Here is a 25,245-nt window from a genome sequence, read left to right on the forward strand (position 1 = left end):
CCTGTCTTCCCGACCATTTGAAAATTTGGGGCCTTAGCTCAGCTGGGAGAGCGCCTGCCTTGCACGCAGGAGGTCAGCGGTTCGATCCCGCTAGGCTCCACCAATGATTTTAAAAAAGTAATTATATTTAACCATGGCGGTGTAGCTCAGCTGGCTAGAGCGTACGGTTCATACCCGTGAGGTCGGGGGTTCGATCCCCTCCGCCGCTACCAATTAAATTTAAAGACTTTAGGACCTTTAGCTCAGCTGGTTAGAGCAGACGGCTCATAACCGTCCGGTCGTAGGTTCGAGTCCTACAAGGTCCACCATTTACAACTTCTTATATGTGGAGGAATACCCAAGTCCGGCTGAAGGGATCGGTCTTGAAAACCGACAGGGGTGTTAAAGCCCGCGGGGGTTCGAATCCCTCTTCCTCCGCCATATTTTTATTAAAATTAGTTAGATATGGCACATGACAAAACTATATATATTCTATTATCGCGGGGTGGAGCAGTCTGGTAGCTCGTCGGGCTCATAACCCGAAGGTCGTAGGTTCAAATCCTGCCCCCGCAACCAAAAAAAGTTGTTGACTAAAGTAAAATGTTATAGTAAGATAATATTTGTGTTAAAAATAATGGTCCCGTGGTGTAGCGGTTAACATGCCTGCCTGTCACGCAGGAGATCGCCGGTTCGATCCCGGTCGGGACCGCCATATGTTGTGGCTCAGTAGCTCAGTCGGTAGAGCAAAGGACTGAAAATCCTTGTGTCGGCGGTTCGATTCCGTCCTGAGCCACCTTATTATTTTCCAAAAATTAATGGCGGTTGTGGCGAAGTGGTTAACGCATCGGATTGTGGTTCCGACATTCGTGGGTTCGATTCCCATCAGCCGCCCCATAAAATTTCAATTTGCGGGTGTAGTTTAATGGTAAAACCTCAGCCTTCCAAGCTGATGTCGTGAGTTCGATTCTCATCACCCGCTCCAATTTTTACTTAATGGGCCTATAGCTCAGCTGGTTAGAGCGCACGCCTGATAAGCGTGAGGTCGATGGTTCGAGTCCATTTAGGCCCACCATATTACTATTCCGCAGTAGCTCAGTGGTAGAGCTATCGGCTGTTAACCGATCGGTCGTAGGTTCGAATCCTACCTGCGGAGCCATATTTGGGGAAGTACTCAAGTGGCTGAAGAGGCGCCCCTGCTAAGGGTGTAGGTCGCGTAAGCGGCGCGAGGGTTCAAATCCCTCCTTCTCCGCCATAACGATTTTAAATATATAATATATTCTGGCCCGTTGGTCAAGCGGTTAAGACACCGCCCTTTCACGGCGGTAACACGGGTTCGAATCCCGTACGGGTCATCAAGCGCTATGAGAATTTCTCATGGCGTTTTTATTTGTCTAGATTTTTTGTATATTCCCCCCAGTCAAAAAGAAAAACACCTGTTTCCAGGTGTACTAATCTTGAGGGATGATATCTTCATCAATTTTTTGTGCTGGGTTGTCTAAATCCACATCAGAAAAGATACCGGGGGATATTCCGCGAAACATATCAAAAGCAAGGATTTTATCGTCTGGCGCATCAAATAGGGGTACATCTGGTTTGCTTTTTATATCATCTTTACGTTTCATTTTCTACACCTCCACTTCTTATCCTCCCAGTTATGACTTTAATTATTCTATCTGTTATCACCATTTAATAAATTCCCGATTCCTCCTAGTATACTTCCTTCACCGGTGCTGCCACCATTCTTAGGCGCACTCGCAAAGATTCGGTCCGCAAGGCGACTGAATGGTAATGACTGTACCCATACTGTTCCAGGGCCTCTTACGGTTGCGTAGAATAGACCTTCACCACCAAAAAAAGCAGTTTTAATTTTTCCTACATACTCAATGTTATAATTGACATCCCTTGTCATCCCCACTAAACAGCCTGTATCGATTCTTAGGATCTCACCAGGATGGAGCTCTTTTTTATGTATGGTACCGCCTGCATGTAAAAATGCTAGGCCATCTCCTTCTAATTTCTGCATGATGAAACCCTCCCCACCAAAGAAGCCAGTACCTAATTTTCGTTGAAAATCAATGCCAACCGATACCCCTTTTGCTGCACATAAAAAGGCATCTTTTTGACAAATGACTTTGCCTCCTAGCATGCTTAAATCAATAGGAATGATTTTCCCAGGATAGGGTGCAGCAAAGGAAACATGTTTTTTTCCCATATTGCTATTTGTAAAGACCGTCATAAAAAGACTTTCTCCGGTTAGAACCCTTTTACCTGCTCCTAATAGTTTTCCTAGAAGACCTCCACCAGCAGAGCCAGCACCGTCTCCAAATATCGTTTCCATCGAAATGCCATCCTCCATCATCATCATGGCCCCTGCTTCCGCAATGACGCTTTCGCTTGGGTCTAATTCGATTTCAACAAACTGCATGTCGTCTCCGTAAAGTTTATACTCGATTTCATGTGCATTCATTTCTTTCTTCCTTTCCATAGGAATATATACAAAGAAGTAATTCGTCATTTATTAGTATCTTCCCTTTAACGTTACTAAGAGAAAGAAAAAAATGTTAATTCTACTAAGAGATTTCAATGACAAATTTTAGTAGGACTATTATAATATATTTAGAATTTTCTTAAAATAATTCGTTTGAAGGAGGATTATATGAGTTCGGAAGTCGTTGTTAAAAGGCGGATATGGCCGAGGAAGAAACGTTGGAGAGTTGTTTTACTAACAGGAATTATAATCATCCTCTTTCTTGTGTCAATTATTGTAGCAGGCTATTTATTTTTGAGAAAAAGTTTACCGGTTATTGAGGGGAATATTTCAGTTGAGGGTATTACCGAAGAGGTTGAAGTCATTCGGGATCAAAATGGGGTTCCACATATTGTTGCAAAAAATAGGCATGATTTATATTTCGCTCAAGGGTATGTTACGGCACAGGATCGATTATTTCAAATGGATTTAAGCAGAAGACAGGCTTCCGGAGAGTTAAGTGAAGTAATAGGTGCCCCTTTAGTGGAACAAGATAAATATTTTAGAACACTTGGTTTAAGAAGGGCTGCTAAAGTCTCTTATGATGGATATTCAGACGAAGCAAAGGCTGTTCTTCAGTCTTATGCCGATGGGGTAAATGCTTTTATAAAGGAAGCAAAGGAGAAGAATACATTGCCGGTAGAGTTTACACTGGCAGGATATGAGCCTACTGAATGGAGTCCAATTGATTCTCTTACGATAGGAAAATACATGGCTTATGATTTAGGGGGACATTATAAAGGGCAGGCATTTCGTTACTATATGGCCCAGCATGTTTCAGAGGAAAAATTACTAGAATTCTTCCCCACATATCCTGAAGATGGAGCTACTGTCATTCAAGCAATGAAAGAACATCCAATTGATATTTCAAAAAGTATAGCAACTGCTCCCTTTCCGAATGAGTTTAATGGAAGTAATAACTGGGTTGTTAGTGGTGAGAAATCAGAATCTGGTATGCCTATTCTAGCGGATGATCCACATCTAGCATTAGCGACTCCATCGATTTGGTATGAAACTCATTTGCAAAATGATGAAGTTAACGTTAGTGGTGTTATTTTTGCTGGAGTCCCAGGAATCATATTAGGTCGCAATGAACATATTGCTTGGGGAGTTACAAATGTGGGCCCTGATGTCCAGGATTTATATATTGAAAGAAGGAATCCTACTAATGCAAATCAGTTCGAGTATATGGGGCAATGGGAAGATGCAACCATCATCGAGGAGCCGATTAAGGTAAAGGATGAGGAGACATTGGCATATCAGGTTCAGGTTACAAGACATGGTCCAATTATTTCTGAATTTACCCATGATCACAAGGAGGAAACAGCTTTAGCATTAAGATGGACTGCACTTGATCCGTCGACTGAGTTAGAGGCCGTGTTGATGTTTAACAAAGCGAGAGATTGGGATGAGTTTAAAGAAGCACTTACATTTTTCCATACGCCTGCTCAAAACTTTGTTTATGCTGCTTCAGATGGAACGATAGCCTATCGAGCAAATGGGCAAATCCCGATTCGAAAAAATGGGGATAGTTCTGTCCCAGTTCCAGGATGGACGGATGAATACGAGTGGGAGGGATATATTCCTTGGGAAGAACTCCCTACCATATTGAACCCAAAGGAAGGTTTTATCTCTACCGCAAATAATAAAATTGCTCCGGAGGAATATCCATACCATATAACAAATACGTGGGCACAGCCTTATCGCCAGCAACGCATTCAAGATGTTTTATCTAGTAAGGAAGTATTTTCAGTAGATGATATGCTCAAACTTCAATTTGATCAACATAATTTACAGGCTGAGGAGTTTGTGCCAATTTTCCTAGATGCATTATCGAACAATGAAGACCAGCTAAGAAAAATTGATAAAACTGTGATAAAGGAGTTTAAGGACTGGGATTTTGTTGACCGAATAGAAGATGGAGAGCCATTCGTCTTTCATCAATGGATGGAGGAATTTGCAAATGTGCTGTTTGAGGAATCCATTCCAAAGGAAATTGATAATTTGTTTGAAGGAAAATCTCAAATCGTAGACCAAATGATTCGAGATGCAAAAAATGGACATGAAGGCATTTGGATATCCGAGGCAGGAGGTTTAGATCAGGTGACAGTTGAGTCTCTTAAAAGAGCTGTCGATTTTGCTGCTGAAAAACAAGGGGATAATCCAAGTAAATGGTCATGGGGTAAATTTCATAAGGTACCATTTAATCATCCATTATCTGCAATTTCACCGTTAAACTATTTATTTAATAATAATGAAGCTGTTTCTATGGGAGGGAGTGGGATAACAGTTGCAGCTGCAAGCTTTGATCATAATTCAGGTGCAATTACCCACGGAGCGGCTTGGAGATCTGTCATTGATTTATCAAACATGAATGAAAGTTATAATGTCGTTGGTCCAGGTCAATCTGGCCATGTATTAAGTTCTTTTTATCATGACCAAATATCTGATTGGACAACAGGTAATTACCATATTACCTATACCGATAAAGTGAAGTATAAGAATAATAGCTATACGCTTGTTTTACAACCAGCTAAGTAACATGAAAAGCAGTGGATATGATTCCACTGCTTTTCAACTTAATCCTCGGCTTCGTCCTGTGTATAGGGTTCCTTTTCATAGGGGGGAAGGTCACCGAACATCGTCATAATACCTTCTTCCTCTAGCACCTCTTCATATCGTTCATGTTGGTTATTTGGATATATGATAATTTCTTTTCCTTCAATATCTGTTGCAACAAAGTTCTCGTAATCCTCAACATAGCCCACATTCTCATCAGATTCAACGTACACCTCATTATAGCTGTCTACGGGGTCTGCAAGGTCTGAAGGAGATTCAGATGTTCCATACCTTGCCACATCCTGCCAGGAATCCTCTGCATCAAAGGATATATTGTCTTCCTCATCAACAAACTTCCCAAATGGTGGCATTAATACGCCTTCCTCAATAGGTCGATTATGGGAAACGACCTGATTAGGACTATGTTCAACACAATACGTAGTCGTTGGAATAGCATCAAGACGATCTAGTGGTATGTCCTTGCCACATTTTTCACATTTCCCGTATCTTCCTTCTTCTATTGCTTGTAAGGCGTATTCAATGTCTTTTAATTCTTTTTCGATATGTTCATTTAAGGCAATGTCTTTTTCTCGTTCATATAATTCTGTTCCTTGATCTCCAGGATGATTATCGTATAAAGAGAGTTCACCTACGGATTCATGATGACTTTGCTCTAGGTCAAAATGATCTCCATCTTCCAATTGTTCTTTAACCTCTTTTTTTGCGTTTATCAACTGTGAACGGAAGGTTGATAATTGCTCATTTGATAACATTGTAAGCACTCCTTCCAAAATGATTTCGTAACGAATCTTGTTATGTATTATTTACATAAACACGAAAATCATAAATGTAAAAAAGTGCATGTATGAAGACATAGATAAAAACACGATGTAAAATCGAGTTGTTAAGGAAAGACTTTGATAAAATGAAAAAGAAGTAGTCGAAAAGGTATATTCAATGTTAGGTTGTGAAATTTTGAAATACAGTAAAAACTTTATTTGTGAAAAGGAGTCATACTATGGAACACCAAGCCATTATACCGAAATCAATTGACGAATATATTTTACAATATCCTCAAGAGATTCAAGAAATAGTAAAAACAATAAGAAAGGTTATCAAGGAATCAGTGCCAAATGCTGAGGAAAAAATAAGTTATGGAATGCCAACGTTTGTTTTACATGGAAATCTGGTGCATTTTGCTGCATTTAAAAACCATATAGGGTTTTATCCAACTCCAAGCGGAATTAATAAATTTAAACAGGAATTATCGGGATATAAGACCTCGAAAGCTGCAGTGCAATTTCCTATAGGTAAACCTATCCCTTATGAACTAATTAGTAAAATCGTAAAATTTAGAGTTGATGAAAACAAAAATAAGGCTGAAGGGAAAATAAAAAAGAAGAAATAATTTCATTACTTCTTTAAAAAGGATAGTCGTTTTTTTCCAATATAAAGAAAATAGAGGTTGGACAGAAGCATTATACGATAGGGAACTCCGGAATAAGTAAAAAATGGCGTACTCCAATATTCGTTGGGTACGCCTTAAATTTTTATTCAATTGCAACAATCTTTTAGAAAATAGCCTAAAAGAAATAACTGATAAAGATTCCAATTGATAATAGGAATCCAAAAAACGTATTTGTTTGGGCGGTTGCCTTCATTGCTGGCATCATTTGAATTGGCTCTGATTTGCCAATAAATCCAGTTACTGCTTTAATAGCCTTTGGAATACTCACTAATACAAGAAGGCTCCAAAATGAAGCAATCCCGATAAATGCTAAAACAATGATCCACATATATGAAATAATAAACAGACCTGCTAAAAACTTAATCGCGTTGTCTCTTCCTAATAAGATCGGTAAAGTGCGACGTCCGTTCTTTTTATCGCCATCCAAATCACGAATATTGTTTGACATATTGATTGCACCAACAAGAATCATAATCGGAATCGAGATTAAAACACTTGTAGTCGTAACTGTACCCGTTTGGATGAAAAACGATATTAAAATAATAATCATGCCCATAAAGAAACCAGCTGCTAGCTCTCCAAAAGGTGTAGATGAAATAGGAAGTGGACCTCCAGTATATAAATAACCAACTGACATACAAATCGTACCAATTAATGCCAGCCACCAGCTACTATTCATACAAATATAAACACCTAATAGTGTAGCTATTCCAAAGAAAGTAAATGCTAGGTTTAAAATAACCTTTGGCTTTACTCCATCTCTTACAATTGTACCGCCAATTCCAACTGAATCAGCAGTATCAAGCCCGCGCTTGTAATCGAAATACTCATTTATCATATTAGTTGCTGCTTGAATAAGCAAACAAGCGAGTAACATTGTTAAGAATAGAGCCATATTAATTGATGTTTCTAATAGTGCAAGAACGGTCCCTAAAATTACTGGAACAAATGCTGCAGTAAGTGTATGAGGACGCATGAGTCTCCACCATACCTGAAAACCACTGGAAGGCTTTTTAGAAAGCTTCTGATTTGACTGAAGTTCTGTTTGCATAAGTCATCTCCTCTCACGACAAAGCTCATGTATATCCACAGTACAGTTTAGTGAATTGGACAAGTACTGTCAATGGATTAAAGTTACAAATGCGACAATGTCTCAAATAACTTAATAATAAGGAAGAAAGTGGTCAGTGTATGGTTAGATATGGTAGAATCAAGTTTGTTGACAACCATTAGTAGTGAGGTATAACGTAGAGGCAGTTTTTCAACAATAAAGTTATACAAAAATAATACAGAATGTTTATTAAGGATTCATTCATTGTTAATGATATACTATAATCAACATCTACTATTTCAAAATAAAATTATAATGGAATATATTTCGGGGGGATAAAAGTTGGTCATGATACACCAAAAAGGATTGAAAGATTACATAGAGAAAGGAATAAACCGTTCAAAGGAGCTTTCTATGCCTGTTCTTATAAGCCAGGTAAAAGAAATCAAGAACATAGACCCCCTATTGTTCTTTGCTGCTGGAAAAAGGAAACCTTTTGAAACGCGTTGTTTCTGGTCAAATCCTACAAATGATACAGTTCTAGTTGGACTTGGGGAAGCCTATACAATTAGTGATAATGAGTCTACGGAACGCTTTGAAGCCATTGAAAAGAAGTGGAAAAAACTCGTTCAACATACAATCATAGTTGATGAATTTGCACCGTATTCTACTGGTCCTATTTTAATGGGAGGGTTTTCATTTGATCCATTAAAGAAGAGAACAGAGCTGTGGGATCATTTCGATGATGCAAAATTTGTCTTGCCTACAATCATGCTTTCTTCTTATAAGGGAAGGACTTATTTAACAACAAATATTATTTGTGAACCATCGGGTACAACTTTCGTTGAATCTGATTTGGAGAAATTGGAAGATCTGCTTGAGGAAAATCGTAAATATCAAAATATCACATCCTTCACAAAAGAGGAAGTTCAACCACAGGAATGGATGGAATCTGTTCGCAATGCAACAAAAAAGATACAGTCTGGTGAGGTTGAAAAGGTTGTATTAGCAAGAGAAATTAAACTACATTTTGACAATCCAATTGAAGCAGATGCTGTTTTGGCGCGTCTAAAAGAAGAACAACCGATGAGTTATTTATTTGCAATTGAATATAAAAATTCATGCTTTATCGGAGCATCTCCTGAAAGGCTTATAAAGAAAAAGGGAGAGGAATTCTTAACCACTTGTCTGGCGGGCTCTATTCGCCGTGGAAAGACTCCTTCAGAGGACGAGCAATTAGAAAATGAAATACTAAGTGATCGGAAAAATCTACACGAGCATGACGTCGTCGTCCAAATGATTAAAAATGCCATGAAAGAGTCTTGCACAAGTATCTCTTCACCAACTCATCCGGGTATTTTAAAAATGCGAGATATCCAGCATTTATACACACCTGTAAAAGGAGTGGCAAAAGAGAACGTGTCACTGCTTACTGTTGTGAATCGATTACACCCAACACCTGCCCTTGGAGGTCAACCTAAACAAAAAGCTTTTGAAATTATACGTGAGCTTGAAATTCTTGACCGTGGTTGGTACGGAAGTCCGGTAGGTTGGTTAGATACAAATGATAATGGGGAATTTGCCGTTGCCATTCGCTCTGGTTTACTCAATGGCAACAATGCATCCTTATTTGCTGGTTGTGGAATTGTAGGGGATTCCGAACCAGAAAGTGAATATACAGAAACGATGATTAAGTTTAGACCGATGCTTTCTGCATTAGGAGGCTTAGACAATGAATAATCAAGCATTGACTCGATATGTAGCATCATTCATTGATGAATTAGTACGTGTGGGCGTTACTGAGTCCGTTGTAAGCCCCGGTTCACGCTCCACCCCGATGGCGATTTTAATGGCGGAACACCCTGATATGAGAGTAACAATCAATATTGATGAACGTTCATCTGCGTTTTATGCACTTGGAGTCGCTAAAGCAACGAAAAAACCTGTTGCCATTTTATGTACTTCTGGAACAGCAGCAGCGAATTATTTTCCGGCAATTGTGGAGGCGTATTATTCAAGGGTTCCGCTAATTGTGTTAACAGCCGATCGACCACATGAATTACGGGATGTAGGGGCACCGCAGGCTATTAATCAAAACCAGTTATATGGAAATCATGCGAAATGGTTTGTAGAAATGGCACTACCAGAAGACTCAGAACAAATGCTATCCTATGTTCGAACAATGGCAGGAAGGGCAGCTGGAACAGCTTTAACTGCACCAGCGGGTCCAGTTCATTTGAATTTTCCTTTCCGTGAACCACTTGTGCCAAACTTAAGTTTAGAAAACTTGTGGGGAACAAAAGAGAACAACCGTAAAAATGTAAATGTTGTCGTTGGAAAACCGAAAATGGATGAAGAGCAGGTTCAGCTTATTAGTGAATTAGTTAGCAGTAAAATGAAGGGGATTATTGTTTGTGGTTCACATTATGATGAAGAGTTTGGACATGCGGTGGCAAGTTTAGCAGAGACACTTCAGTTTCCAATTCTGGCTGACCCATTATCACAACTTAGAAGTGGTGCACATCCGAAATTACATATAGTAGATGGATACGATGCTTTCTTACGAAATGAAGAATTACGTGATACATTTTCGCCAGATATCATTATTCGTTTTGGAGCGATGCCTGTTTCAAAAGCACTTCTTCAATACGTTCAAAAACATAAGGACACAACTCAAATCATTGTTGATGGGGATGGAGGCTGGAGAGATCCAACTTTATCAGCAACGGATATGGTGTATTGCGATGAAATTGAATTTTGTAATGTGATTGTTAGCCGAACAGAGAAACGAAATGATTCTAGTTGGGTGGACGATTGGATAAGAATAAATAGGCTTGTAAAAGAAAAAGTAGATTCGATACATAAAGAAGAGACTTTATTTGAGGGAAAGGTATTTACTGAACTTCAAGAAATTCTCCCAATAGGCTCAACTTTATTTGTCGGAAATAGTATGCCAATACGTGATCTTGACACTTTCTTTACGAATAATGAAAAGTCGATCCATGTTATAGGAAATCGCGGTGCTAACGGAATCGATGGACTAGTATCGACAGCGATGGGAATCAGTTCACAAAATGAGCATACCGTTTTAGTTATTGGCGACCTATCCCTCTATCACGATTTGAATGGATTATTGGCAGCAAAGCATCATCACTTAAATATTACAATCGTTTTAATCAATAATGATGGTGGCGGCATTTTTTCTTTCTTACCACAATCACAGGAAGAAAAGCATTTTGAAACCCTTTTTGGAACTCCAATTGGCCTAGATTACGAACATGCAGTTAAAATGTATGGTGGGAAATTTACTAGTATCAAGGACTGGGAAGAGTTCCGTAAAGCTATCACTGACTCTTTTAAAGAAAAAGGATTGCATGTTGTTGAGGTAAAAACTGACCGACATGAGAATGTCATGATTCATCGAAAAATGTGGAATAATGTTTCCCAGGAAATAAGCGGAACACTCAAAAGGGAACAATAAAAATGTTTATTTCGTCTAATGGGAGTACCTATCATGTGAAAATAGTAGGTGAGGGTGTACCAATTGTATTACTCCATGGTTTTACAGGGAGTTTGACAACTTGGAATCAAACTACTGACATACTAAAACAACATTTTAAATGTGTTCTTATCGATCTAATCGGGCATGGGGAATCAGATTGTCCAGATGATTTTGCAAAATATCAAATTGAAATAGTAGCTAATGATATTATTCATATATTAGATATCTTGGAACTCCAAACCTTCCATATTGCTGGCTATTCAATGGGAGGTAGAGTGGCGTTGGCAACTGCTATTCTTTATCCAAATAGAGTTGCCAGCCTAATTTTAGAAAGTAGTTCACCAGGGCTAAAAACAGAAGAAGAACGTGCTGTCCGAAGAAAATCCGATGAAAAGTTAGCTGATCGAATTGAACATGAGGGAATTAATAAATTCATTGATTATTGGGAGAACATACCTCTATTTTCTTCACAAAAAGCGCTATCGAGAGAAAAGCAATTGGAAATTCGCAAACAACGTCTTGAAAACAATCCTGTCGGTTTAGCTAACAGCTTAAGGGGGATGGGTACTGGTGTACAACCCTCATATTGGGAAAGGCTAAACGAAATCAAGTTCCCAACAATATTGCTTTGTGGCGACCTTGATCCAAAGTTTTGCAATATTGCAGAAGAAATGAGTTCAAGCATTCAAAATGTTAAAGTGGAAAAAATAGTAGAAGCGGGACATGCAATTCATGTGGAACAACCGCATTTTTTTGGTAAAATAATAGTTGAGTTTGTTTCTGATCATTTTCCTTTATGATCAAATTTACATACAAACATACATAAAAGGAGGACAAGCTAATGGCTGCAGTTGAATGGGTTGCAGAACGTAAGTATGATGAAATCTTATATGAAACATACAATGGCATTGCAAAAATCACTATAAACCGTCCGCATGTTAGGAACGCATTTACTCCGAAAACAGTGTCAGAAATGATTGATGCTTTTGCTTATGCAAGAGATGATTCAAACATTGGGGTTATCGTTCTTGCTGGTGCAGGAGATGAAGCATTCTGTTCTGGTGGAGACCAAAAGGTTAGAGGACATGGTGGTTATGTTGGTGATGATCAAATTCCACGTTTAAATGTTCTTGATTTACAACGTTTAATCCGTGTAATTCCAAAGCCAGTTGTTGCAATGGTTTCAGGTTATGCAATTGGTGGAGGACATGTGTTACATGTTGTTTGTGACTTAACGATTGCTGCGGATAATGCCATTTTTGGACAAACAGGTCCGAAGGTTGGAAGCTTTGATGCAGGTTATGGATCTGGATATCTTGCACGGATCATCGGTCATAAAAAGGCACGTGAAATCTGGTACCTATGTCGTCAATATAATGCACAAGACGCATTAGACATGGGGCTTGTTAATACAGTTGTTCCATTAGAACAGCTTGAAGAAGAAACAATTAAGTGGTGCGAAGAAATGCTTGCAATGAGCCCAACAGCACTTCGTTTCTTAAAAGCAGCAATGAATGCTGATACAGACGGCTTAGCAGGTCTTCAACAGATGGCTGGCGATGCTACACTCCTTTATTACACAACAGAGGAAGCGAAGGAAGGCCGTGACGCATTTAAAGAAAAGCGTAAGCCAGACTTTAAGCAATTCCCACGTTTTCCTTAATTCATTTCTTGCAGCTTGATGAGAACCTCATCAAGCTGTTTTTTCATCATTTTACAGAAAGGGATTAAGACAGATGAATTCAACAGAAATACCAAATTGGCTCAAGCAGCGTGCTTTTTTAACGCCTAATCGAATTGCCATTAAAACCGAAAATGAAGAAATTTCATTTTTATCGTTACATAAAAACGTATCAAAAAAGACAAATCAATTAACTTTTGCAGGAGTTCAAAAAGGGGATGTTGTCTCTATCCTCATGAAGAACAGTGTAGAAATGGTTGAGGTTATTCACGCTTTAAAATATATTGGTGCGGTAACGGTACTCTTAAACAACAAACTAACCAGCAGTGAGCTAGAGTTTCAAGTAAGCGACTCTGGAACGACAATGCTTATAACTGAAGATGCTTTAATTGAAAAGGTAAATGAAATCAAAATCGAAAAAGTGTTGGTTAATGAGCTACAACAATTTCCTGAGAAGGATTGCGAAATCCAAGAGTATTTTTCATTGGAGCAAACTGATACCATTATGTATACATCTGGAACGACTGGAAATCCCAAAGGTGTTATTCATACATATGGGAACCATTGGTGGAGTGCGATTGGGTCTAGTTTGAATTTAGGGCTTCACCAAGACGATTGCTGGTTACTAACCGTTCCAATGTTTCATATCAGTGGGTTATCGATTTTATATCGCAGTGTCATTTACGGGATTCCAGCTGTCATCCATGAAGGGTTCGATCCGAAAAAGGCGAACGATGCCATTATGAAACAAGGTGTGACCATTATGTCTTTGGTCAGTGTCATGCTAGCACGAATGTTAGATGCATTAGGTAAGGAAAATTATCCTAGTGGCTTTAGAGGTATGCTACTTGGTGGAGGACCAGCGCCAAAACCATTATTAGAGAATTGTCTAGCACGTAATATACCTGTGTTCCAAACCTACGGGATGACCGAAACAGCATCACAGGTTGTCACATTGGCACCTGAATATAGCATTTCTAAGCTTGGTTCTGCGGGTAAGCCACTTTTTCCTGCACAGGTCAAAATTGAAAAAGAGGGAACGCAAGCAAATCCAAATGAAGTAGGTGAAATTGTCGTAAAAGGTCCTAATGTTACAAAAGGGTATTTAAATCGGGCTGATGCTACAAAGACCTCCATTATAGATGGTTGGCTGTACACTGGTGACATTGGCTATTTAGATGAGGAAGGCTTCCTTTTTGTGATGGATCGCCGCTCTGATTTGATAATTTCAGGGGGGGAGAATATTTATCCTGCTGAACTTGAAGCGGTTTTATTGGGACATCCAGCCATTTTAGAAGCGGGAGTAACAGGCGTGGATGATGAAGAATGGGGACAGGTGGCTGCTGCCTTTGTTAGAAAAGAGGAAGGAAGCAATATAACCGAAGCGGAAGTTATTGCTTTTTGTTATGAAAAGCTTGCCCGTTATAAGGTTCCAAAGTCTATCTATTTTGTCGATCGGCTTCCACGTAATGCCTCAAATAAGCTATTGCGCCGTAAATTAATTGAGCTATTAAAGGATGAAAACAATGATTAAGGTAAAAAAGGTAACACTTCATCTCGTTGAACAAAGCTTGCTTTCACCATTTGTAACAAGCATGGGGAAGGTTGAAAGAAGAGAGAGTATTCTCGTTGAAATGGAAGATGTAGATGGTTTTGTTGGTTGGGGAGAGGTTGTTGCTTTTTCGTCACCTTGGTATACCGAAGAGACGATAAAAACATGTTGGCATATGCTAGAAGACTATTTAGTGCCGAAAATTATAAAAGAAGAGTATGAACACCCAACACAACTACAGAAAAGCTTACAATTTGTAAAACGTAATAATATGGCTAAAGCAAGTCTTGATATGGCAATTTGGGATTTATATTCAAGAAAACAAGGAATCTCGTTGTCTAAAGCTTTGGGGGGCACGAGAAATTCTATTGATTCAGGAGTAGTCGTAAGCATTGATTCCATTGAACGGGTATTAAGTAAAATGGAGGAGCATGTGAAATCTGGCTATAAACGGATCAAAATAAAAATCAAGCCTGGACAGGATTATGACCTTCTCAAACAAATTAGACGGGAGTTCCCAAAATTGCCGTTAATGGTGGATGCTAATTCTTCTTATACATTAAAGGGTGTTAAGAAACTTCAAGACTTAGACGAGTTTGATTTAATGATGATAGAACAGCCATTAGCAGAAGATGATATCTTTGACCATGCGAAGCTGCAACGAGAGCTTTCAACACCGATTTGTTTAGATGAAAGTATTACGTCAGCTGAGGATGCAAGAAAGGCAATTGAAATGGGCAGTTGTCGCGTAATCAATATAAAAATTGGGCGAGTAGGCGGTATTACTGAGGCAATAAGGATTCATGATCTTTGTCAATCACATGATATTCCTGTGTGGTGCGGAGGGATGCTTGAAACCGGAATTTCAAGAGCCCATAATATTGCCTTAGCTAGCCTTTCTAATTTTACGATTCCTGGAGATATTTCAGCATCATCAAGATACTGGACGAAGGATGTCATCATTCCAGAAGTAATGGTTGAAAATGGTTGCATTGCCGTTCCTGATGAGCCTGGAATTGGATATCAAGTAGATCGAGATTGGATTCATCAAATAACAAAACAGAAAAAAGTATTGGAATTTTAGAATGTATGCGGCAATGCACATTCTCAATGATTAGAGAAATAATAATAAACTTAGGGCCATGACGGCCATGCCTGCAATTAATCCGTAAATGGATAAATGTCCACTATCATAACGTTTTGAAGCAGGAAGCAATTCATCTAGTGAAATAAACACCATTATTCCTGCTACAGCAGCAAAAATAATACCGAACATCACTTCATTTAAAAATGGCATTAAAATCACGAATGCAACGATCGCCCCAACAGGTTCAGCTAAACCAGAAAGGAAAGAGAGCTTAAAGGCTCTTTTTTTATCCCCAGTTGCAAAATACACCGGTACGGCAACAGCAATGCCTTCAGGTATATTGTGAATGGCTACAGCGACTGCAATGGCGATTCCAAGCCCCGGGTCTTGAAGCGCAGAGGTAAAGGTTGCAATGCCTTCAGGAAAATTATGAATCGCGATTGCTAGTGCGGTGAATGTTCCCATTTTTAATAATGCAGCGTCATCTGCTTTAGGTGAGGCTAGATTCATATCCTCGACTTTTTTGACCTCGTGGGGGTTGCTGCTTTCAGGCACAAATTTATCAATTAACGCAATTAATAGCATTCCTCCAAAGAAGCCGGCCACTGTCATCCAGTTTCCCATTTGATCCCCTAATTCAGATGTTAGGGCAATTTTTGCTTTGACGAAGATTTCAACCATCGATACATAAATCATGACTCCTGCTGAGAAACCGAGTGTCCATGACAGAAATTTAGTGTTTGTTCTGGATGTGAAAAGGGATATTAAACTTCCGATACCGGTTGCAAGACCGGCAAATAGGGTCAAGCCAAAAGCGAGTAATACATTTTCATACATCGCTTATTCTCCTCTCAAGCTGATATTTATTCTTTTTTTGTCTACATGAATAAATGTTTCCTTTGTGCAACTTTTAAAAATATCATATGTTCATTTTTTTATTTTGTCAATTATTTTAATTTGAAAAATTCGACATGTTGAAAGAATATACACGCTTTTCGATGTAGAAAAAGACAGCTGAGTAGTCAGCTGCCTAAGGAAAGATATTTTATATTTCGCCTTCCCGAACGAAGGTTTTACAATCGGTTTCAGTTTGTTCTGATGCTGTTGTGCCTGTGCTGCTAACAACATAGATGGAGTCAGCGCTACATTTATTACCTTTTGCCCAGTAGTGACAATTATTCACTTCACATAATACATCTTGTGCCAATGTACTACACCTCTTTTTCAAGAATATCGTCGAGCATCCTTATTTTCTCCATGAAAAGTGGTGTAGATGCAAGTAACATATGCCAAAGATGGTTTTAACTTTATTCAGAAGTGACTGAAATTTAGGAACTCAGACTAAGAACGCCACATCCTGTGGCAACGTCTGAGTGACCAACATCGTGTTGGCCTAAAGCCTCCGGCGGATGCCACGATTTTTCAAAGGAAATTTTACGAGGCAGTTAAGATCAAAGTCTAAAACCGCCACATCCTGATGTCTTCGTCTTTATGACCCACCTCGTGTGGTCCTAAAAATCGGGCGCAAATACGCTATGGCGTATTTGATTTTAACGCCTTTTTCAAGGTATCTAGATTTTTCCTCATTAAACTAAAATAATCCTCGTTGCTTTCGATTTCTTTTTTCGTAACGGCCTCTAAATTATGAAGGGTTAAACTTTCAGTACCGGTTTCGTTTTGAACCGTTTTGCCAATTTTTGACGATATATTTTGTTCAAATAGAATATATTTAAGATTGTGCTCTTTTGCTACATCAATAATGTTTTTAAGTTGTTTTTGGGATGGCTCGTTCGTTGGGGAGTAGCCGGTGATACTAATTTGCTTGATCCCATAACGTGCTTCCCAATAGCCATAGGCAGAGTGGGCAACTAAAATTTCTTTTTGTGTAGCGGAGTTGGTAACTTCCATGAATTCTCTATTTAATGCTTCTAATTGTTCTTTTAATTCCTTAAAATTACCTTCGTATATTTCTTTATCGGAAGGATTAATTTCGATTAAAGCATTTTTAATATTTTCGGCTAATTGAATGGAGTAAATTGGGTCTAACCAAATATGTGGATCGATATCACCATGATGGTGCTCATCATCGTGATGGTCATTGTCTTCCGTGTGTAAAAACTCAATTCCTGCTCCTGCTTCTATTAATGAGACTTTTTCGTTTTTAAGTGTTTTTTGGGCACTTGTTACAAAGCCCTCTACACCAACACCTGTATATATAAAAGCATCTGCACTCGCAATATCCGTCATATCCCTAGGTGTTGGCTCAAATGAATGGGCGTCTGACCCTGGTGGGTATACACTTTTAACCGAAACAGTTTCGCCACCTATTTTTTGTGCGAAATCTGTTAAAGGGAATACGGTTGTATAAACCGTTAGCTTTCCTTCTTCATTTGCTGAATTTTTTTGATCTGCTCCGCATGCCGAAAGTATGCTGATTAATAAAAGGAGCACAAAATATCCGCTTATTTTTTTCATGAATTGTCTCCTTTCAAGTACCACAAAGGTAACAGTTTGAAATCCTTTCATATTATATCGTAATTATTCCGATTTGAGAACAAAAAACTTTTTCCTGTTAAGCGATTATCTTTTTTAGTAGAAACCAATTACTTAAAAATTTACTATAAAGATAAGTTTTTGATAAAATAAGATGAAATAAAAGAAAAAGGTGATTATATGACTCAATTGGATAATATATTGGCTTTCAACAAAGGGTTTGTTGAAACAAAGGAATATGAAAAATACGAAACAACAAAGCTTCCAAATAAAAGAATGGTTATCATAACATGTATGGATACTCGACTCATCGAGTTGTTACCAAAAGCAATGAATATGAAAAATGGAGATGTGAAAATTTTAAAGGTCGCTGGCGCAATTGTCTCACATCCCTTTGGTAGTGTGATGAGAAGTATTTTAGTTGCTGTTTATGATTTAAATGCGGACGAGATTTGCATCGTTGGCCACCATGATTGCGGTATGAGTGCACTTGATGCTGATTCGATTTTACATAAAATTAAAGATAGAGGCGTAACTCAAGCAAAAATTGATACATTAAAATATTCAGGAATTAATCTTGAAGACTGGTTTCAAGGTTTTAGCAGTGTAGAGGACAGTGTACGTCACAGTGTTGAAATGGTTGAACATCATCCTCTCCTTCCAAAGGACGTTCCAGTTCACGGTCTCGTTATTAACCCTGAAACAGGTAAACTGGATGTAGTTATTAATGGTTATAAGTAAGATAGAGAGGTCGAGTGTGACCTCTTTTTTTGAATTTAGATGTAACAAAAGCACGCATATTGGTTACTATGGGTAATAGGTAATGTCATAAAAAAGACACATGAATAAATGGTCATTTATTGTACTATGTAGTTGAGGTGAGATAATGAAAAAAGGTATTCTTTTTCTTTTTATGGCTGCATTAGTAATTCTTGCAGCATGTAATAATGAAACGGAAACGAAGAATAGTAATACTGAAGAATTAATCCCGATTGCTGTTGATGTAAAAATTGATCCTGAAAAAATAAATCCAGGTGAAGAAGTTACCCTTCATGCATTTGTAACACAGGGTGAAGAGTCGGTCGAGGATGCGGATGAAGTTCAATTTGAAATTGTTCAAAAAGGCAGTGAAGATAGCGAATTTTTAGATGGGAAGCATACTTCTGATGGAGAATATACAGCTGCTAAAACTTTCGATGCAGATGGAGTCTATTTTGTCACTGCACATGTCACAGCTAGAAGCATGCATACGATGCCAAAGGTTGAAGTCGTAATAGGCAATCCTGAAGGTAACGAAGTGCCTACTGATAAAGAAACAGAAAACAGTGATGATCATGCAGGTGAACATCATCATGGAAGTGGAAATGTTTCAATTGATTTTCCATTAGAAGCTGAGTATGCAAAAGGCAAAGCATCCACTTTGCAGGTTTCTTTTGAGGAATCAGGAAGTCCATTAACTGAAGCAAGGGTTCGATTTGAGGTATGGAAGGATGGCGCTGAAAAGCACGAGTTTATCGATGCTAACGAAGTAAAGGATGGCGTCTATCAGTCTGATTATACATTTGCTGATGTAGGCAGTTACAACATTCAAGTTCATCTTGAAAAAGGAGAAATCCACGAACATCTTGAAAAAACCACAAACGTCAAATAAACAAAGGAAGGTTGGCATCAATGTTGATGCTTACCTTCCTTTTTTTCTGGAACATAATCAATTCCACCTGGATGTAGGGGGTGGCACTTTAATAATCGTTTAATCGTTAACCAACCACCTTTAATAGCACCAAAGCGTTTAATTGCTTCAAGACCATATTGTGAACAAGTTGGATAAAAGCGGCAGGTTGGTGGTTTTAATGGAGATATAAATTTTTGATAGATACGAATAATTCCTATAAATAACGCTTGAAGCAATTTTTTCTACTTCCCTTATCGGTTTTTGGTATTTATACTATACTATAGGTGTGGAACAAAAGCATCTTTAAACGTTTAATTCAAATTAAATTGATGAAAAAAATCGGAATTAGCGTTATGATAGATATATAAAGAAAAAGTTATGGGAGTGAAGAGAATGCCATCAGTAGAAAGCTTTGAACTAGATCATAATGCAGTAAAAGCTCCATATGTAAGACATTGTGGTGTCCATAAGGTTGGAACAGATGGAGTTGTAAATAAATTTGACATTCGTTTTTGTCAACCAAATAAACAAGCGATGAAGCCAGATGTAATTCATACACTTGAGCATTTATTAGCTTTTAATCTTCGTGAGCATTGTGAGAAATATGACCATTTCGATATTATTGATATTTCTCCAATGGGATGCCAAACAGGCTATTACTTAGTTGTAAGTGGAGAGCCTACTGTTTCTGAAATCATTGATTTGCTTGAAGCTACGATGCAAAGTGCGATAGAAATTACGGAAATTCCTGCAGCAAATGAAACACAATGTGGGCAAGCAAAGCTTCATGATTTAGAAGGTTCTAAACGCCTCATGCGTTTCTGGTTATCACAATCAAAAGAAGACCTTCATAAAGTTTTCGGATAAGAAAAAAGGACCTCAGCCAATGTGGCTGAGGTTTTATATTTTTGGTGGAATTCGATATTTTGTTCCTTGCTCAAATGAATAGGCTAATTTTATCAATTGGCTTTCAGAAAATGCGGTTCCGGTGAACGTAATTCCGACTGGTTCACATTCAGATGTATAGCCAGCAGGAACTGTAATGGATGGATATCCAGCTTTTGCCGGAATGGCTGATCCAACATAATTTGGAAACACAATTGCATCTAATTGGTGTTCATTTAAGACAAAATCAATTCCATTCTCCTTAGAATGATAATGATCGTATTCGAGTGCCTCAAGATACTGTTTTTCTGTCAAAGTGCCACTCGTTTTTTCGGCCTCTTCTAAAATAATTTGGCCGTATTTTAGCATTTTTTCATCATTTTCATTATTAAATTTGATAAGTTCAGCTAAATTACGGATTTTTACTGAACTGTCTAACTTGCGTAAATAAGCATTCAGGCCCACCTTAAATTCATAGGTCATTACATCATAGTTCCACTTATTTTTAGAAGAAGGAATTTTTACATTCTCTATGACAGTTGCCCCAAGTTCTTCAAGTTTCTGAATAGCTTTATCCATGACTACTCGTTTTTCTTCACTGAGGTAGTCAAAATAAACCTCTCTTGCAATGCCAATCCGTGCACCTTTTAAACCATCAACATCTAAATATTGTGTGAAATCAGTGGGATTTAATGTTCTACTCGTATACGTGATTGGGTCATGTTCGTCTACTTCAGCAATTGCAGATAATAGGTAAACAGCATCCTTCACTGTACGAGCCATTGGGCCTGCAGTATCCTGTGTATGGGAAATCGGAATTATCCCCGCACGACTTACTAATCCAACGGTCGGTTTAATACCAACAAGTGAGTTTTGACTGGAAGGACTTAAAATCGATCCTGATGTTTCAGTTCCGATTGCTACAACTGCAAAATTCGCAGCAATGGCTGAACCCGAACCCGCGCTTGAACCGCCAACACTAAATTTACCTGGTCCATAAGGGTTTAATGTTTGGCCGCCGCGTGAACTGTACCCACTAGGCATTCCTTCAGTCATATAATTCGCCCATTCAGTCATGTTCGTTTTACCTAATATAACCGCACCAGCTTCTCTTAAAAGATAAGCAACATATGAATCCTCCGGAGCATTTGACTCTGCTAATGCAAGCGATCCTGCAGATGTGTGCATTTTATCATTTGTATCTAAATTATCTTTAAGTAAAACAGGAATTCCATGAAGTGGTCCACGGGGACCGATTTCCTTCCGTTCAGCATCTAGCATCATTGCGATATGAAGTGCATCTGGGTTAATTTCAATAATGGATTTTAATTCTGAGTCAAAGCTTGAAATTCTATGTAAATACATGAACACTAATTGTTTGGCTGTTAGCTCTTCTTTTTCATATTTTTCTTGGATTGAATCAATAGTAGCCTCAATTAACCAATCATTAGCCAAATCCTGAAGAAATTTATTTTCCATCTGAATTCTCCTCATTTTCAAGATGATTTATATGTGGATTTTCTTCTATGTTATCTACTGTATGTTTGTACTGATATGCTTTTGATGTTGTAGCAACAGCTAAAAATATGACGACGAATACAATAATGATTGAAATAGTTAATACTATAAACATAGCAACCCCCTCTTTTTCTCCTTTCATTTTAACATGGTACAAAGGGAGAAGGTATTGATATTCATTTATAATTGTAAAAGTTTGAAATTTGTTAAAAAGCATTTGAAAAAATGGTGTTTTACTATGATATAAAGGGGGTATGTTAACAATAAGGAGGAGATTTTAATGTCAACACAATTAGTCGAAATCGTAAATAAGCAAGTTGCAAACTGGAGTGTACTTTACATTAAACTACATAATTACCACTGGTATGTGAAGGGATCGCAATTTTTTACCCTACATGTAAAATTTGAGGAATTGTATAATGAGGCTGCTGTTCATATTGATGAATTAGCGGAACGCTTACTTGCTATTAGTGGACAACCTGTCGCAACCATGAAGGAAATTCTAGAATTGTCTTCAATTCAGGAAGCAAACGGAAGTGAAAATGCTGAAGAAATGGTAGCGAACATTTCCAATGATTTTTCCATTCTAACCGGTGAATTAAAGGAAGGCATGAAGGTAGCTGCAGATGCAGATGATGAAACAACAGGTGATATGCTGCTAGCGATTCATCAAGCACTTGAAAAACATATTTGGATGCTTCAATCCTTCTTAGGAAAATAAAAAACTTTGTGCCCTTCTTTCTTGTGGAAAGAAGGGTTTTATTCTATTATTACTTTATTCAGAAAAATCATTACTAATAAAGTGGATAGAACAAAATTTTCAATACTTTTGGGATTATACCTAGGCTGAATAAAGTTCAGCCTCCGGCGGATGCCACAGATTTTCAGAGGAAGTTTTCGAGACATAAGATCAAAGACTAAGGGCGCCACGTCCTGTGGCAACGTCTTTGTGACCCACCTCGTGTGGGCCTAAAAAATCTGGGCGAAAATACGCCAAGGCGTATTTGATCAAGGTTAAGGGGGAGGAGAAAATATGATCGATTTACGAAGTGATACTGTTACAAAGCCGACAGCTGAAATGAGAAAAGCAGCTTATGAGGCTGAGGTTGGGGATGATGTTTATCAGGAGGATCCAACAGTGAAAGAGCTTGAGCGAACTGCCGCTGAGATGCTTGGGAAAGAAGCGGCAATGTTTGTGACAAGTGGAACGCAAGGTAATCAAATTGCAGTGCTAACTCATACAAGAAGTGGAAATGAAATAATCGTTGAGCAAGATTCCCATATTTTTAATTACGAAGGTGCCGCGATTTCTGCATTTGCAGGGGTGCAGCCTCGAACAATAAAAGGGAACAGAGGAGCAATGAATCCTGCTGAAGTAGAGGCCGCTATTCAAGGAGAGGATGTACATAACCCTGAAACCGGCATGATTTGTATTGAAAATACACATAACAGAGCGGGTGGAGCAGTGGTTCCACTTGAAAATATGGAAGCCATATATCAAGTTGCAACGGCAAATCAGATACCTGTCCACTTAGATGGGGCACGTTTATTCAACGCAGCAGTGGCAATAGGGCGTCCGGTAAAAGATATTGCTCAATATACAGATACCGTTCAATTTTGTTTATCAAAGGGATTAGGTGCTCCGGTCGGCTCGATAATAGCTGGTAGTGAGGAGTTTATTAACCAAGCTCGAAAATGGAGAAAGCGTCTAGGTGGTGGATTGAGACAGGTTGGGGTCATAGCAGCACCAGGACTTGTTGCATTACGGACAATGGTTGACCGTCTAGCAATCGATCACGAGAATGCTAAGTTTTTAGCAGAAGGACTCGGTAATATTAGCGGAATGAACGTCGTAAATCAGATTGATACCAATATTGTTTTAGTGAATGTAAGTGAAAGGGGATTAACCTCTAATCAGTATGCTGCATTATTAAAAGATCATGGGGTATTAGTTTCAACATTTGGACCTAGGCTCGTGCGGTTTACGACTCATTATGATGTCAATCGGGAGTCAATTGAGGACGCATTACGAATTGTTAGTAAAATATAATACTTTTAAGGATTGTCACGAGCACTGACTTTGGTGGACAATCCTTTTTTTGATGGAATTTTTGCTAAAATCGATAGAAATGAAATAAAATCGATAGAACCCAAATAAAACCGATAGAACGTAAATAAAATCGATAGAAGTAAAATAAAACTGATAGAGCCCCAAAAACTAAGTCAATCTCAACCGGTACAGGAACGAATACCTATCTTAATGTATATCCCTCAACTCATCCACAGTCATCATCTTTGATTGGCCGATTCCATCGCGGGCCATTTTCGCTTTTAAGTTTTCAATCATATAAAAACCGACTAAATTCCGTAATTCCTGGTCAGTTAAATCACTTAAAAGGTCAATTAGGTCTTCACGACCAAATTGTTCAAGCACGGAGAAAGCAATAATGTCAGCATCTTCTTCGTCACCCGTTAATTTATTTCGATACATTTCATAAATTTCATCAATGATTTTCATAAATGTTGCCCCTTTATCTGCTTTTTCACATGTTATCTTGGAAATTAGTATATGGGGGAATGTATCAAAAGATACTAATGTATTGAAAATAGGCAACAAATCTAGTATTTGCGACAAGTGCATATTTTTTGCACCGGAGGAAAAAGCTAAAATTATGGAATCACATCGTTAGGAGTGAAACATGTTGGAACAGCAGTTAAGGAAAAACTATTATGTCTCTGTTGGAAGTGGCGAAATTTCTCAGGTGAAGTCTGGGTCTACGTGGGAGTATAAAATTGAAGCAACCGATGAAGAAGTTCGGCAATTGAGAAACCTTTTTGAAGCAAATTATTCGAATGAGGTTGAAAACTTTTTACGTGCACATGTACCATTTGTTGAGTATCATTATGATTCATCCAATGACAAATATGACTCGAATATGCTGAAGATTTATCAAATAATCAATCAACTAGGAGACCAAGAGGCAAGGGATTTCATTCAATCAGAAGGAATACTTGATGTATTACGAACCATCGATTAAGCCACTTCTACATGAAGCGGCTTGTTTTTTTATCCCGCATCCCCCAGCGCAAACCAAGTTGTTTATGTGGGGGTTAACTGTCCGTAAAAGCCCGAAAATAAAGAACAAAGACTAAGTACTCTTCGTCCTGTGGCAACGTCATTGTGTCCCATATCGTGTTGGCCCCAAACTAAAATTCAGTGAAGGTAATTCTCTCTCACTGATTGAAGTTTCACTTTATGTTATGATGAAAA

Annotated in this window: 25 protein-coding genes and 13 tRNA genes; 27 read left to right on the plus strand and 11 right to left on the minus strand. The window is 38.4% G+C overall.

Annotation, left to right across the window (positions count from 1 at the left end; translation table 11 throughout):
• Nucleotides 1–27 precede the first annotated feature (27 nt).
• The 13 genes from V7097_RS22300 (at nt 28) to V7097_RS22360 (ending at nt 1,331) form a co-directional block, all read left to right on the plus strand.
• Nucleotides 28–103: transfer RNA gene (locus V7097_RS22300), tRNA-Ala, on the plus strand.
• A 32-nt stretch (nt 104–135) separates the two neighbouring features.
• Nucleotides 136–212 (plus strand) — tRNA-Met (locus V7097_RS22305).
• 19 nt (nt 213–231) lie between these two features.
• Nucleotides 232–308: transfer RNA gene (locus tag V7097_RS22310), tRNA-Ile, on the plus strand.
• A 19-nt stretch (nt 309–327) separates the two neighbouring features.
• Nucleotides 328–420: transfer RNA gene (locus tag V7097_RS22315), tRNA-Ser, on the plus strand.
• A 58-nt stretch (nt 421–478) separates the two neighbouring features.
• A tRNA-Met gene (locus tag V7097_RS22320) sits at nt 479–555 on the plus strand.
• Nucleotides 556–615: 60 nt separating this feature from the next.
• Nucleotides 616–691: transfer RNA gene (locus V7097_RS22325), tRNA-Asp, on the plus strand.
• Between the two features lie 8 nt (nt 692–699).
• A tRNA-Phe gene (locus tag V7097_RS22330) sits at nt 700–772 on the plus strand.
• A gap of 25 nt (nt 773–797) precedes the next feature.
• Nucleotides 798–873: transfer RNA gene (locus V7097_RS22335), tRNA-His, on the plus strand.
• 14 nt (nt 874–887) lie between these two features.
• Nucleotides 888–961, plus strand: a tRNA-Gly gene (locus tag V7097_RS22340).
• A 13-nt stretch (nt 962–974) separates the two neighbouring features.
• Nucleotides 975–1,051: transfer RNA gene (locus tag V7097_RS22345), tRNA-Ile, on the plus strand.
• Nucleotides 1,052–1,060: 9 nt separating this feature from the next.
• A tRNA-Asn gene (locus V7097_RS22350) sits at nt 1,061–1,135 on the plus strand.
• Nucleotides 1,136–1,140: 5 nt separating this feature from the next.
• Nucleotides 1,141–1,231 (plus strand) — tRNA-Ser (locus V7097_RS22355).
• A gap of 28 nt (nt 1,232–1,259) precedes the next feature.
• Nucleotides 1,260–1,331 (plus strand) — tRNA-Glu (locus tag V7097_RS22360).
• A 96-nt stretch (nt 1,332–1,427) separates the two neighbouring features.
• Here the strand turns inward: V7097_RS22360 and V7097_RS22365 are convergent.
• Together V7097_RS22365 and V7097_RS22370 are read right to left on the minus strand one after the other, a co-directional pair.
• Nucleotides 1,428–1,601, minus strand: a complete 174-nt coding sequence (locus V7097_RS22365) for a hypothetical protein (protein WP_335705839.1) — start codon at nt 1,599–1,601, stop codon at nt 1,428–1,430.
• A gap of 47 nt (nt 1,602–1,648) precedes the next feature.
• Nucleotides 1,649–2,446, minus strand: coding sequence for a TIGR00266 family protein (locus V7097_RS22370; protein ID WP_335705840.1), 798 nt, complete (start codon nt 2,444–2,446; stop codon nt 1,649–1,651).
• A 189-nt stretch (nt 2,447–2,635) separates the two neighbouring features.
• Here V7097_RS22370 and V7097_RS22375 point away from each other — a divergent pair, with 189 nt between their 5' ends.
• On the plus strand, nt 2,636–5,047 hold the full coding sequence (locus V7097_RS22375; protein WP_335705841.1) for a penicillin acylase family protein: 2,412 nt from the start codon (nt 2,636–2,638) through the stop codon (nt 5,045–5,047).
• A 38-nt stretch (nt 5,048–5,085) separates the two neighbouring features.
• Here V7097_RS22375 and V7097_RS22380 read toward each other — a convergent pair whose 3' ends face one another.
• Nucleotides 5,086–5,838, minus strand: a complete 753-nt coding sequence (locus V7097_RS22380) for a TraR/DksA C4-type zinc finger protein (protein WP_335705842.1) — start codon at nt 5,836–5,838, stop codon at nt 5,086–5,088.
• A 245-nt stretch (nt 5,839–6,083) separates the two neighbouring features.
• On the opposite strand from V7097_RS22380, the gene V7097_RS22385 reads away from it, so the two are divergent.
• Nucleotides 6,084–6,473, plus strand: a complete 390-nt coding sequence (locus V7097_RS22385) for an iron chaperone (protein ID WP_335705843.1) — start codon at nt 6,084–6,086, stop codon at nt 6,471–6,473.
• Nucleotides 6,474–6,648: 175 nt separating this feature from the next.
• On the opposite strand, the gene V7097_RS22390 is transcribed toward V7097_RS22385, so the two are convergent.
• The gene (locus V7097_RS22390) at nt 6,649–7,584 is read right to left on the minus strand and encodes a 1,4-dihydroxy-2-naphthoate polyprenyltransferase (protein WP_335705844.1); all 936 of its coding nucleotides are present in this window, start codon (nt 7,582–7,584) and stop codon (nt 6,649–6,651) included.
• Between the two features lie 348 nt (nt 7,585–7,932).
• On the opposite strand from V7097_RS22390, the gene V7097_RS22395 reads away from it, so the two are divergent.
• The 6 genes from V7097_RS22395 (at nt 7,933) to menC (ending at nt 15,403) form a co-directional block, all read left to right on the plus strand.
• Nucleotides 7,933–9,324: an isochorismate synthase gene (locus V7097_RS22395; protein WP_335705913.1), complete on the plus strand. Its 1,392-nt coding sequence runs from the start codon at nt 7,933–7,935 to the stop codon at nt 9,322–9,324.
• The gene (gene menD / locus V7097_RS22400) at nt 9,317–11,065 is read left to right on the plus strand and encodes a 2-succinyl-5-enolpyruvyl-6-hydroxy-3-cyclohexene-1-carboxylic-acid synthase (protein WP_335705845.1); all 1,749 of its coding nucleotides are present in this window, start codon (nt 9,317–9,319) and stop codon (nt 11,063–11,065) included. Before V7097_RS22395 ends, menD begins: the two co-directional genes overlap by 8 nt.
• Before the next feature lie 2 nt (nt 11,066–11,067).
• Nucleotides 11,068–11,886, plus strand: a complete 819-nt coding sequence (gene menH / locus V7097_RS22405) for a 2-succinyl-6-hydroxy-2,4-cyclohexadiene-1-carboxylate synthase (protein ID WP_335705846.1) — start codon at nt 11,068–11,070, stop codon at nt 11,884–11,886.
• A 41-nt stretch (nt 11,887–11,927) separates the two neighbouring features.
• Nucleotides 11,928–12,749: a 1,4-dihydroxy-2-naphthoyl-CoA synthase gene (gene menB, locus V7097_RS22410; RefSeq protein ID WP_335705847.1), complete on the plus strand. Its 822-nt coding sequence runs from the start codon at nt 11,928–11,930 to the stop codon at nt 12,747–12,749.
• A 73-nt stretch (nt 12,750–12,822) separates the two neighbouring features.
• The gene (locus V7097_RS22415) at nt 12,823–14,301 is read left to right on the plus strand and encodes an o-succinylbenzoate--CoA ligase (RefSeq protein ID WP_335705848.1); all 1,479 of its coding nucleotides are present in this window, start codon (nt 12,823–12,825) and stop codon (nt 14,299–14,301) included.
• Nucleotides 14,297–15,403 carry an o-succinylbenzoate synthase gene (gene menC, locus V7097_RS22420; protein WP_335705914.1) on the plus strand — a complete coding sequence of 369 codons (1,107 nt, stop codon included), beginning with the start codon at nt 14,297–14,299 and terminating at the stop codon, nt 15,401–15,403. Before V7097_RS22415 ends, menC begins: the two co-directional genes overlap by 5 nt.
• A gap of 30 nt (nt 15,404–15,433) precedes the next feature.
• Here the strand turns inward: menC and zupT are convergent, their stop codons facing one another.
• The 3 genes from zupT to V7097_RS22435 all read right to left on the minus strand — a co-directional run bounded on the left by zupT (nt 15,434) and on the right by V7097_RS22435 (nt 17,881).
• Nucleotides 15,434–16,243, minus strand: coding sequence for a zinc transporter ZupT (gene zupT, locus V7097_RS22425; protein WP_335705849.1), 810 nt, complete (start codon nt 16,241–16,243; stop codon nt 15,434–15,436).
• Between the two features lie 208 nt (nt 16,244–16,451).
• On the minus strand, nt 16,452–16,613 hold the full coding sequence (locus V7097_RS22430; RefSeq protein ID WP_335705915.1) for a DUF1540 domain-containing protein: 162 nt from the start codon (nt 16,611–16,613) through the stop codon (nt 16,452–16,454).
• A 326-nt stretch (nt 16,614–16,939) separates the two neighbouring features.
• Nucleotides 16,940–17,881 carry a metal ABC transporter substrate-binding protein gene (locus V7097_RS22435; RefSeq protein ID WP_335705850.1) on the minus strand — a complete coding sequence of 314 codons (942 nt, stop codon included), beginning with the start codon at nt 17,879–17,881 and terminating at the stop codon, nt 16,940–16,942.
• Nucleotides 17,882–18,079: 198 nt separating this feature from the next.
• On the opposite strand from V7097_RS22435, the gene V7097_RS22440 reads away from it, so the two are divergent.
• Nucleotides 18,080–18,640, plus strand: a complete 561-nt coding sequence (locus V7097_RS22440; RefSeq protein ID WP_335705851.1) for a beta-class carbonic anhydrase — start codon at nt 18,080–18,082, stop codon at nt 18,638–18,640.
• Between the two features lie 145 nt (nt 18,641–18,785).
• On the plus strand, nt 18,786–19,550 hold the full coding sequence (locus V7097_RS22445; protein ID WP_335705852.1) for a FixH family protein: 765 nt from the start codon (nt 18,786–18,788) through the stop codon (nt 19,548–19,550).
• 17 nt (nt 19,551–19,567) lie between these two features.
• Here the strand turns inward: V7097_RS22445 and yidD are convergent, their stop codons facing one another.
• Nucleotides 19,568–19,807 (minus strand): membrane protein insertion efficiency factor YidD, encoded by a 240-nt coding sequence (gene yidD / locus V7097_RS22450; protein ID WP_335705853.1) that lies wholly within the window; start codon nt 19,805–19,807, stop codon nt 19,568–19,570.
• Between the two features lie 157 nt (nt 19,808–19,964).
• On the opposite strand from yidD, the gene V7097_RS22455 reads away from it, so the two are divergent.
• Nucleotides 19,965–20,438: an S-ribosylhomocysteine lyase gene (locus V7097_RS22455; protein WP_335705854.1), complete on the plus strand. Its 474-nt coding sequence runs from the start codon at nt 19,965–19,967 to the stop codon at nt 20,436–20,438.
• A gap of 33 nt (nt 20,439–20,471) precedes the next feature.
• Here V7097_RS22455 and V7097_RS22460 read toward each other — a convergent pair whose 3' ends face one another.
• On the minus strand, nt 20,472–21,935 hold the full coding sequence (locus tag V7097_RS22460; RefSeq protein ID WP_335705855.1) for an amidase family protein: 1,464 nt from the start codon (nt 21,933–21,935) through the stop codon (nt 20,472–20,474).
• Complete coding sequence (ytzI, locus tag V7097_RS22465; RefSeq protein WP_335705856.1) at nt 21,925–22,089, minus strand: YtzI protein; 165 nt, start codon at nt 22,087–22,089, stop codon at nt 21,925–21,927. The genes V7097_RS22460 and ytzI overlap by 11 nt, the downstream gene beginning before the upstream one ends.
• 165 nt (nt 22,090–22,254) lie before the next feature.
• Here ytzI and V7097_RS22470 point away from each other — a divergent pair, with 165 nt between their 5' ends.
• Nucleotides 22,255–22,695: a Dps family protein gene (locus V7097_RS22470; RefSeq protein WP_335705857.1), complete on the plus strand. Its 441-nt coding sequence runs from the start codon at nt 22,255–22,257 to the stop codon at nt 22,693–22,695.
• A 312-nt stretch (nt 22,696–23,007) separates the two neighbouring features.
• Nucleotides 23,008–24,024 carry a low-specificity L-threonine aldolase gene (gene ltaE / locus V7097_RS22475; RefSeq protein ID WP_335705858.1) on the plus strand — a complete coding sequence of 339 codons (1,017 nt, stop codon included), beginning with the start codon at nt 23,008–23,010 and terminating at the stop codon, nt 24,022–24,024.
• A gap of 207 nt (nt 24,025–24,231) precedes the next feature.
• On the opposite strand, the gene V7097_RS22480 is transcribed toward ltaE, so the two are convergent.
• The gene (locus tag V7097_RS22480) at nt 24,232–24,492 is read right to left on the minus strand and encodes a DUF6154 family protein (RefSeq protein WP_335705859.1); all 261 of its coding nucleotides are present in this window, start codon (nt 24,490–24,492) and stop codon (nt 24,232–24,234) included.
• A gap of 181 nt (nt 24,493–24,673) precedes the next feature.
• Here V7097_RS22480 and V7097_RS22485 point away from each other — a divergent pair, with 181 nt between their 5' ends.
• Nucleotides 24,674–25,012, plus strand: coding sequence for a hydrolase (locus tag V7097_RS22485; RefSeq protein ID WP_335705860.1), 339 nt, complete (start codon nt 24,674–24,676; stop codon nt 25,010–25,012).
• The last annotated feature ends 233 nt before the right edge of the window (nt 25,013–25,245 follow it).

The sequence above is a fragment of the Bacillus sp. JJ1562 genome, from assembly GCF_036962705.1.
In the GTDB taxonomy this organism is placed as follows: Bacteria; Bacillota; Bacilli; order Bacillales; family Bacillaceae_L; genus Ferdinandcohnia.